This is a genomic window from Pseudomonadota bacterium, from assembly GCA_030859565.1.
In the GTDB taxonomy this organism is placed as follows: Bacteria; Pseudomonadota; Gammaproteobacteria; order JACCXJ01; family JACCXJ01; genus USCg-Taylor.
In genome coordinates this window covers 1-7,662 of sequence record JALZJW010000158.1, presented here as the reverse complement: position 1 = coordinate 7,662, position 7,662 = coordinate 1, and the positions used below count along the sequence as shown (strand labels likewise).

The window sequence follows — 7,662 nt, the reverse complement described above, 5'->3', positions numbered from 1 at the left end:
TACCATCCATACAGATGATAAGTATAGAGATCAATCCTGCAATGTCAAGTTACAAGGGAAGCGCTACCAAAGGCCGGGTGCACCCGAGGAAGAGTTGAACGGCGCGAAGGTTTTTCGCACGCCGCCATCAAAAGCAGAAGTTCCGGACATTTTTCAACAAAATCGGCCGATAGCCGAAATTCAAACTGAGACACTATCCGGTGCGCACGTCTTTGACGTCATCCTTGGTCGCCAAGACGGAATCCATAACCTCTGCGAGGGTTTCGCGCTGCACCTCCGCCATCGCCTCGGGCCTGCCCTTCCGGAACCCCGGCGGCTTTGAGTCTTTCGACGAATTTCAGGGTGTCGAAGGATGCTGCTGCTCCGTCTCAGCGACTGTCAAATCGAAGGCAATCGCGTACATCAGGTGGCTTGTGGGTCATCCATGATGCGTGCGTAACGATAGTCAACCTCTTCGCCGGTCTCAAGGATTCGAACCTTCACCACCCAGTCGCCGTCTTCAAGCGGCTGGACCGGCTGGAGTACTTGGTACGCGGGGCCAAAGGCGCCGAAGGTCTTGAAGGCGCCGATGAGATTCGGCGCCGGAAAACTGACTTGCTGAGCGTGCATGGAGAGTGCCTCATCGTCGTGACCCAAATGTGATTTCAGTCTAGGGCAACCTGCCGACCCAAGCAATCCCGGTCAAAACGGCTCGCCCCACAAAAACAAAGCCCCTCCGAGGAGGGACTTGGGTTTTGAAGATTCCCGGATTGCGCTTCGCTTCATCCGGGCTTGCTGGCTAGAGGAGCCGGGCGTCCGCGAGAGCGGCCATCTTACGATCGAGGGTGAGGGTGATAAGATCGGCGCGCCGGTAGTCATCGGCGATGAGTCGGTCGAGCAGACCGCAACCCGTGGCAATCTCCAAGGCGGCGAACGCTCCGGCGCCGTTGAGCGGTGCTATAAGCCCACTCCTTAGCACGCTCACCAAGGCGGCGCGCGCCTCGGGTTTGGATACATCGTAGTGGTGTCGAAGAACAACGTAGGCTTCGCCAATAACCTGATTGGACACGAACACCTCGGCGTCGTCGCCCTCGACGAGCGCGCAGAGCTCGCGCGCACAGGTCTCAAAGCCCTCCTTGGGGTCGCCGGTGACAAGCCGAACGAGTATGGACGTATCAATCCCGAAACGTGCCTTCATGAGGCTCGTCGCGGAAGGTTTCGAGGTCGAAGGCGCCCTCGCCGCGAGGGAGCTTGCCGCGTAACGGGGCGAGCCGCGCACGATCGATCCGACGCGCGCGCAGGATGAATCCGTCGGGCCTTTGCTCGAGCTCGAGCCGGTCGCCGGGCTTCACGCCCAACGCTTCGAGCACGCGCGCGGGAAAGGTGACCTGACGTTTGGCGGTGAGTTTGACGATCATGGGGATGGTCCCAGTGCACCTTACTATAATACTACTTCGGTAAGGAAGGCCAATCAAGGGGACTTCCCGGTCAAAACGGCTCGCCCCACAAAAGCAAAGCCCCTCCGGGGAGGGGCTTTGGGGCTGCCACGGTGCGGCCGCTGCACACACGTGCGCCTAATATCGGCGTAAAAGAATTATCGAAGCTAGCTGGAGATCAACCTGGAAAAAACGATTTCAATAGCAGAGCCATGATTCCGCCCAATACCAACCCCAGCATCCATTTCAACAGTAACAAGTCGCCTTTAAGCGGCGCAAGCTCAATCTGCAAATCTTTTTTACTGACTAACTCGGCGTCGCTCTGCGCATCACGCAAGGCTTCGGCGCTGGTCATGACGGCAGCATAACACGGACAAAAAAAGCCCCTCCGGGGAGGGGCTTTGGGATTTAACTTTTTCCCGGATTCCGCTCTGCTTCATCCGCTAGCTAACTACCTTTGCGTTAACGGCATTCGGCGGGTGAATATCTACCCGGGACACCAGTGGCCGTTACGACGCCAAGTGCTCCAATTTTTGCAGCAGCAGTGGTGTTTAATATGCCAGTGCACCCCCAATCGATCGCGCCAGAAGCGCCAGCGGTGCTAAGGGCTACAGTACCTAGGACGGGATCGCGTACGACAGGAATCAGAGACATAAGGTTCTGGCCCGCAAGCTCCGGGATACCAGCTGCAGCGACGTTGTATGTGATTAGGATGGTGCCGTCAGCCGCATTTATTCCCATGAGGGTGACGTACTTCGTCGGAGCAAAGCCAGTCGTCCATGCAGCAGACGCACCCGCAAGACCAGCAGCACCACTGGATTGAAAGGTTTCGGACACCATCAACTTCGCCGACGAGGCCACATTGAGGCCTTCTGTCACCCTCGCGCGAACCGTATAGTCCTGATACGCAGGGATGGCGACGGCCGCCAAGATACCGATGATCGCGACCACGATCATCAACTCAATCAACGTAAAACCTTGTTGAAACTTCTTCATTAGAAAATCTCCTGATAATTCAAAATGGATGGTTCAATGACCCCGAACAGATGGCGCATTCACGATGACACCTGCGCCCTACGACCGGGCCTCTTCCTTGCCGACCGCGGTTATCTCCGGTGGCTGAGCGCTACAGTGCAGCAGGTGTGCCAGGTGCCGCGAGGGGCGCTGCGACGCCGGTTTGCGTGATGCGGGTCATGGATTTATCCCCAAAGGCAGGCCCCGGACATGACCAATTTCGTCAATTTTTGACGCGACGCGTGCGCGCCTCCGACGGATCGCAATCGTGCTCCGCGACAAAATTCCGCCGTGGCTACCGCCGGCATGTCCAATCCGGGCGTTCGAAGATAGCGACACGGCTGACCAGCGGAAACCGTTCTGGATGGGAAAGCGACTCCACCGCAAGGTCTATATCCAAATCCGGCCAATAGAGGTGGTGGGGTGAGGGTAATTTTACGTGCAACAACCCACCGATCGCGGCCTCTTTAAACCACGGAAACTGGTCAAAGGGGACAAAGACTTCCTCATCGTGAATAAGTAACTAAAAACCATACTTCGAAACGTTCGTGACCTCAACTTCCGAGATGTCTGTTCCAGACTGTGCGGATATCATGTTCGTGCTCCGTAATCAGGCGCAATGCCTCAGAAAACTCTTTTGGCTGAAACCCGAAGTTCTGCGCGGCTTTATCTGCGGTTCCAACCAGAATTTCGCCTCCCCGTTTTGTCCCTGGACATGAACGTGCATCCGAGGTTCTTCACGCGAAAAGAAATAGAAACGAAACCCGACGCAACATAAGCAATCCAAAGCCACATTTCAAACGGTTTGATTGGTGAGCAGCATGCCGATAGATGTCACGTCTGTAGCCGGGCCACTCGCGCCCTCCGGGCGCGGGTCTTGGCGAGGTCGATCGCGTTTCGCGTAGCGGTACTCTGGGTCAACATGTCCAGGCGAGGCGGCACCGCACCCCGCTCGCCGCAGGCAGTGCCCCTGTATGAGCAGGCGCAGGCTCGGGGCCGGGAGCCGAAGTGCGGGTGAGGCGGGCCGCTCGCGCAAACCACGCCATGCTTAAAACAAGAAATAGCGCTGCGCCAGCGGCAACGTGCAACGCACCCTCGCCGGCCTAATCACGCGGATAGGCACCTGCCTTCACCCACCGCACAAACAGCAAGCGAAGCGCCGCTGTTTGTGCGTCGGTGTTCATGCGCGCGTTAGAACGCGCCGTCGATCAACCACCATACCTTCCCAAGGCTTGATCTTCGCCAGCTCGGAGCCCAACGCACGTTCGGCCACTTCGGTGTCATGGATTACTTGGGCACGCAGCCAGTATCCGTTAGAAAGGCTGAAAAACCGGCATAGGCGCAAGTCGGTGTCGGCAGTAATGGCACGTTTACCAGCCACGATGTCGCCAATGCGCTGCGCAGGCACGCCGATCTCCTTCGCCAGACGATACTGGCTGATCCCCATGGGCTTCAAAAACTCTTCCAACAAGAGTTCGCCTGGTGTTACCGGCTTAAGTTTACGCATCGTAATTCTCCATCAATGATAGTCAACGATCTCGACGTCTTCAGCGCCTGCGTCCGTCCAACGGAAGCACGCGCGGAACTGATCGTTCATGCGGATGCTGTGCTGGCCGGCGCGATCGCCCTTCAGCGCCTCCAGCCGATTGCCAGGCGGTACTCGTAGATCGTCCAATCGGGCCGCGATCTCCAACTGCCGCAGCTTACGTCGAGCAACGGCCGCAATATTCGCGAACAGCTTGACCCGCTCGCCCTTTGAAAGGGCTTGTGTGTCGGCGCACTTGAACGTCTTGATCACGCGCTCTTAGTAACGTATGGCGTGATTAATGTCAAGCGTGACTATTGTCTAGCGTGTCGCTATGCTCGTGATACATTTCTGCCGTCCTGTCCCCCGAAATGCACCCGCATGACGCGCCAGGCTATTGGTGCCGCGATTCGTCCTGCGTCCGCAGCGTCGCACCACTGCGCGGTGCGACACATCTCCTACAATGACTTAAGGCGCGATGCGTCTCCTGCTTCGCCCGTCGACGCGCGCCTATCGCGAGCTTCCGGACCGCGAGAGGTGCGTAATGTCGCCGCGCCATCACGGTGCGTCCATGGCGGCGCTCAAACCCAAGCTCGATGCGGACTTCTCAGCCGGCCCCTCCATCCACCGCTGCGCTTAACCCAGGATCGCCGGGTTCCGCGCTTCCCGAAAATCCGGCCGCAGCATTGGCATACTGGCGCGCGCGCTTCTCCCGTTGCGATCAGTAGGAAAACGAAACACAACTAGGGGGTATTGACATTTGCCCGGTAAGACCGTCATTCCGGCATGGATTGCCGGAATCCAGCAGCCAGGGAGGGCATCCCCGCGGAGGATAGTTGCATGGCTCTATTCACGTAACACACATTGATTACTTTTCTAACTACTCAGGCTCGCAATGCTAGGTTTTGGACGGTTGCCACTTCAGCATGATCAGGGACAACGATGCGGTGGTGGGGATGAACCGCCCGCCGCAAGACGATATGACTACCCTTCTGTCGGTCTCGTGCGTAACCTGCCTTTAGCAAGGCTGCAACAACCTCACGTCCCGAAATCCGTGGCAAAGTACTCACACAGCAACCTCTATTACCTCTTCATCGATTGATGGAGGGACAGGTTCATCATGCGCCCGCAGGCTTTCTAGGTAAGCCTCAATCGCCTCTTGAATATTATTCAGGGCTTCCGTCCTAGTTTTACCTTGTGAGATGCAGCCCGGTAAAGCCGGTACGTCAGCAACGAAAACTCCATCTTCGTTTTGCTCAATTAAAACTCGATATTTCATTTTGCTACTCCTGAGTATTTGGCTAGGCCTAACGAATCTGTCAAAGAACCCGTTTAAGAGACGGTGTTTTTGTCGCTGCGAATAGTGTGGGCATGAATTGCAACTTATGCATCGTAGCCGACTCGCTCTAAACATCAAGTGAGCCCGCGGGCGGATGCCCCGCAGGGGTGTTCGGCCGAATGACACGATTGCCTTAATGCGATTGGAAAAGTCATCGTCGCCCGGTGGTAGGGCCATCACGCAATGCATGTGATCGGGAAGCACGACCCAGGCGTTGATATGGAATGGTCGCTCGGCTCGCGTACACTTCACTGCCTCCCGCAACGCTTCGATATGCCGCACCAGCAATCGGCCCGGCGCTCTAAGAGATTGATGGTGAAAAAGTAAGTACTTCCCGGCACACGGTAACGGCGGTATTCCGCCGTCGGTGAACCTTGTCACCTATCATTCATTCGGCGGAACCACCTTCGGCGTTCCGCCCTGCGGGCTCATTCCAAGCCTCCATAAGCTCGAACCTATAATCAGTCACCACCTTCTCAATCCGCGCGATCTCGACGCGCGCGAATCCGCCACTGCTCTGCAAGCGAACTGGTCGAGCCAGGATTTTGCGATCCTATCGTCACTCTCAACGTGGATGTGCTGCGGTTCGTCGCGGTCAACCGCGTAATTCGAAAGTTAGGTTTCAAGGCGCTACGCCGCGAGTTCTTGGAGAATTTCGGGATGGCACGCGGCGATCTTGAGCAGAGTTTTCGCCGCCCCAGACGGTTTACGCCGGCCTTGCTCCCAGTCTTGCAAGGTGCGAACCGAGACCCCAAGAAGTGCGGCAAATGCAGGCTGCGACAACCCGGAAGCAAGCCGTGCCCGAACTACTTCGGAGATAACCGGTCGGTGCGTGCGGCCACGAGCCTCAGCCTTCATTTCTCGTACGGAAGCGAGCAGTTCGGCCCCGATATCGCGCTTGGCATCGCGTGTGTTCAATTCACGTTCGGTCTTCGGCATTTTCGATTTCCTCCTTGATCCGGCGAAGCACGTGCGAGGGGATGTTTTCTCTCGCACTCTTGCCATAGATCAACAGCAACCAGATTTAACCACGGTTGAAGCGATTGAAGTAGATAACCCTCACCCCGCCTCGCTTGCCACGGCCAGCGTAACTCCAGCGCACCTTGCGCACGCCGCCGGAACCAGGAACAACGTCACCGGCTTCGGGATTGGCCGCGATGTAGGACGCGAAGGTACTACGTTCCTCCTCGGTCCAGTAGTCGGCGGCTAGGCGCGAAAATGTTGGAGTTTCAATGACATTGTACACGCGCCCAAATGTACGGCATAGCCGTATCACCGCCAATGTCGGGTGATAGCCTCCCTACCGCAAAACCTAATGCCCTCAATGAGCCGGCGGGGAAACTGCACAGCGGTTTGCCCGGCTGCACTCGATTATGATGATAGGCAGTATGGTCGCTCGGCTCGCGTACACTTCACTGCCTCCCGCAACGGTTCGATATGCCGCACCAGCAAGTCGGCCCGGCGCCCTATGAGATTGATGGTGAAAAAATAAGTGCCTCCCGGCACACGGTAACGGCGGTGATCCGGCATCGGTGAACCTTGTCACCTCTCATTCATTCGGCGGAACCACCTACGAATCTACGAATCCGCCTTACGCGCGTTACCGGATAGCATATATGTCATAGCTCACCTGTGAGCGCGCCAAGTCCGACTGCCCTATCCCCAGGCACTGTACCCTGTTCAGCCACTGGTATTCTGGGTGAGTTGTATAGTAGCGGGGAACTATGCGAAGCTGGGCTATCGTTGGGAGATCTCCCCGAAGGAATCTCTCGTATCCATCCTCCCCAATATCCACCACACCAGAGTACGCTGTGTAGACCAAGGCACCGTCATGTGTTTCCATTGTGGCTCGGACATCTAGAATACCGACACCGTCTTTGCGAAGAGTCAGCCAGTCTCCGCCGGTGGAGGCGCGGGCATAGCCGATTTTCATGACCTGATTCTCGGACTGAATTATCGGACACGCAAGCGGGTCTGACCGAAGACGAGCGCGTTAGTATCGTGACCTATCTTGCCGCCCATCCAGCGGCGGGCGATGAGATCAAGGGGACCGGCGGCGCACGAAAGGTCAGGTTTGCGGCGAAAGGCAAAGGTAAAAGCGGCGGCTATAGGGTCATTACGTTTTACGGCGGCGCGGACATCCCGGTTTTTTTGCTGAACGTTTTTGTAAAGAACCAGAAAGTCGATTTAACCCAGGCCGAGCGGAACGAATTGAAAGGCGTGCTTTCCGATCTGGCCGAGGCGTATAGAGTCTTCCGCCGTGACTTCTTTGCATTTGACAAAGTACATCATGCGGGGATTTTTGAATAGGCCTTCAAAAAGGCATGGTCGCGGAGATAGAGCGAAGTGCCCATGACCCGGCGGCCGTA

General features: G+C 56.8%; 13 protein-coding genes and 4 pseudogenes. 2 read left to right on the top strand and 15 right to left on the bottom strand.

What is annotated here, in order from left to right:
- The coding region (locus tag M3436_17755; GenBank protein ID MDQ3565861.1) for a hypothetical protein at nucleotides 1-322 on the top strand (322 nt) is incomplete at its 5' end.
- Between the two features lie 80 nt (nucleotides 323-402).
- Here M3436_17755 and M3436_17750 read toward each other — a convergent pair.
- The 15 genes and pseudogenes from M3436_17750 to M3436_17680 all read right to left on the bottom strand — a co-directional run bounded on the left by M3436_17750 (nucleotide 403) and on the right by M3436_17680 (nucleotide 6,539).
- Entirely contained in the window at nucleotides 403-609 is a 207-nt protein-coding gene (locus tag M3436_17750) for a DUF5397 domain-containing protein (protein ID MDQ3565860.1), read from the bottom strand.
- A gap of 169 nt (nucleotides 610-778) precedes the next feature.
- Nucleotides 779-1,177 carry a PIN domain-containing protein gene (locus M3436_17745; GenBank protein MDQ3565859.1) on the bottom strand — a complete coding sequence of 133 codons (399 nt, stop codon included), beginning with the start codon at nucleotides 1,175-1,177 and terminating at the stop codon, nucleotides 779-781.
- Complete coding sequence (locus tag M3436_17740; protein MDQ3565858.1) at nucleotides 1,155-1,397, bottom strand: AbrB/MazE/SpoVT family DNA-binding domain-containing protein; 243 nt, start codon at nucleotides 1,395-1,397, stop codon at nucleotides 1,155-1,157. The genes M3436_17745 and M3436_17740 overlap by 23 nt, the downstream gene beginning before the upstream one ends.
- 196 nt (nucleotides 1,398-1,593) lie before the next feature.
- Nucleotides 1,594-1,770 (bottom strand): hypothetical protein, encoded by a 177-nt coding sequence (locus M3436_17735; GenBank protein ID MDQ3565857.1) that lies wholly within the window; start codon nucleotides 1,768-1,770, stop codon nucleotides 1,594-1,596.
- Between the two features lie 107 nt (nucleotides 1,771-1,877).
- Nucleotides 1,878-2,255, bottom strand: coding sequence for a hypothetical protein (locus tag M3436_17730; GenBank protein MDQ3565856.1), 378 nt, complete (start codon nucleotides 2,253-2,255; stop codon nucleotides 1,878-1,880).
- 30 nt (nucleotides 2,256-2,285) lie between these two features.
- A pseudogene (locus M3436_17725) lies at nucleotides 2,286-2,411 on the bottom strand (pilin).
- 313 nt (nucleotides 2,412-2,724) lie between these two features.
- Nucleotides 2,725-3,024 (bottom strand): annotated as a pseudogene (locus tag M3436_17720) (DUF2442 domain-containing protein).
- A gap of 15 nt (nucleotides 3,025-3,039) precedes the next feature.
- Nucleotides 3,040-3,156: a DUF4160 domain-containing protein gene (locus M3436_17715; protein ID MDQ3565855.1), complete on the bottom strand. Its 117-nt coding sequence runs from the start codon at nucleotides 3,154-3,156 to the stop codon at nucleotides 3,040-3,042.
- A gap of 453 nt (nucleotides 3,157-3,609) precedes the next feature.
- The gene (locus tag M3436_17710) at nucleotides 3,610-3,936 is read right to left on the bottom strand and encodes a HigA family addiction module antitoxin (GenBank protein ID MDQ3565854.1); all 327 of its coding nucleotides are present in this window, start codon (nucleotides 3,934-3,936) and stop codon (nucleotides 3,610-3,612) included.
- Nucleotides 3,937-3,948: 12 nt separating this feature from the next.
- A complete protein-coding gene (locus tag M3436_17705; GenBank protein MDQ3565853.1) occupies nucleotides 3,949-4,227 on the bottom strand; it encodes a type II toxin-antitoxin system RelE/ParE family toxin in 279 nt (92 codons plus the stop codon).
- Between the two features lie 611 nt (nucleotides 4,228-4,838).
- A complete protein-coding gene (locus M3436_17700) occupies nucleotides 4,839-5,024 on the bottom strand; it encodes a type II toxin-antitoxin system HicA family toxin (protein MDQ3565852.1) in 186 nt (61 codons plus the stop codon).
- Nucleotides 5,021-5,233, bottom strand: a complete 213-nt coding sequence (locus M3436_17695) for a type II toxin-antitoxin system HicB family antitoxin (GenBank protein ID MDQ3565851.1) — start codon at nucleotides 5,231-5,233, stop codon at nucleotides 5,021-5,023. Before M3436_17695 ends, M3436_17700 begins: the two co-directional genes overlap by 4 nt.
- 171 nt (nucleotides 5,234-5,404) lie before the next feature.
- Nucleotides 5,405-5,634 (bottom strand): annotated as a pseudogene (locus M3436_17690) (transposase).
- A 289-nt stretch (nucleotides 5,635-5,923) separates the two neighbouring features.
- Entirely contained in the window at nucleotides 5,924-6,232 is a 309-nt protein-coding gene (locus tag M3436_17685) for a helix-turn-helix domain-containing protein (protein MDQ3565850.1), read from the bottom strand.
- Nucleotides 6,213-6,539, bottom strand: a pseudogene (locus M3436_17680) (type II toxin-antitoxin system RelE/ParE family toxin). The gene M3436_17685 and the pseudogene M3436_17680 overlap by 20 nt, the downstream one beginning before the upstream one ends.
- A gap of 728 nt (nucleotides 6,540-7,267) precedes the next feature.
- Here M3436_17680 and M3436_17675 point away from each other — a divergent pair.
- Nucleotides 7,268-7,603 (top strand): type II toxin-antitoxin system RelE/ParE family toxin, encoded by a 336-nt coding sequence (locus M3436_17675; GenBank protein ID MDQ3565849.1) that lies wholly within the window; start codon nucleotides 7,268-7,270, stop codon nucleotides 7,601-7,603.
- Nucleotides 7,604-7,662 lie beyond the last annotated feature (59 nt).

Coding starts and splice junctions, on each gene's coding strand:
- M3436_17750 (MDQ3565860.1), bottom strand. CDS start 609: ATGCACGCTCAGCAAGTCAGTTTTCCGGCGCCGAATCTCATCGGCGCC.
- M3436_17745 (MDQ3565859.1), bottom strand. CDS start 1,177: ATGAAGGCACGTTTCGGGATTGATACGTCCATACTCGTTCGGCTTGTC.
- M3436_17740 (MDQ3565858.1), bottom strand. CDS start 1,397: ATGATCGTCAAACTCACCGCCAAACGTCAGGTCACCTTTCCCGCGCGC.
- M3436_17735 (MDQ3565857.1), bottom strand. CDS start 1,770: ATGACCAGCGCCGAAGCCTTGCGTGATGCGCAGAGCGACGCCGAGTTA.
- M3436_17730 (MDQ3565856.1), bottom strand. CDS start 2,255: ATGGTGTCCGAAACCTTTCAATCCAGTGGTGCTGCTGGTCTTGCGGGT.
- M3436_17715 (MDQ3565855.1), bottom strand. CDS start 3,156: ATGCACGTTCATGTCCAGGGACAAAACGGGGAGGCGAAATTCTGGTTG.
- M3436_17710 (MDQ3565854.1), bottom strand. CDS start 3,936: ATGCGTAAACTTAAGCCGGTAACACCAGGCGAACTCTTGTTGGAAGAG.
- M3436_17695 (MDQ3565851.1), bottom strand. CDS start 5,233: ATGAAATATCGAGTTTTAATTGAGCAAAACGAAGATGGAGTTTTCGTT.
- M3436_17685 (MDQ3565850.1), bottom strand. CDS start 6,232: ATGCCGAAGACCGAACGTGAATTGAACACACGCGATGCCAAGCGCGAT.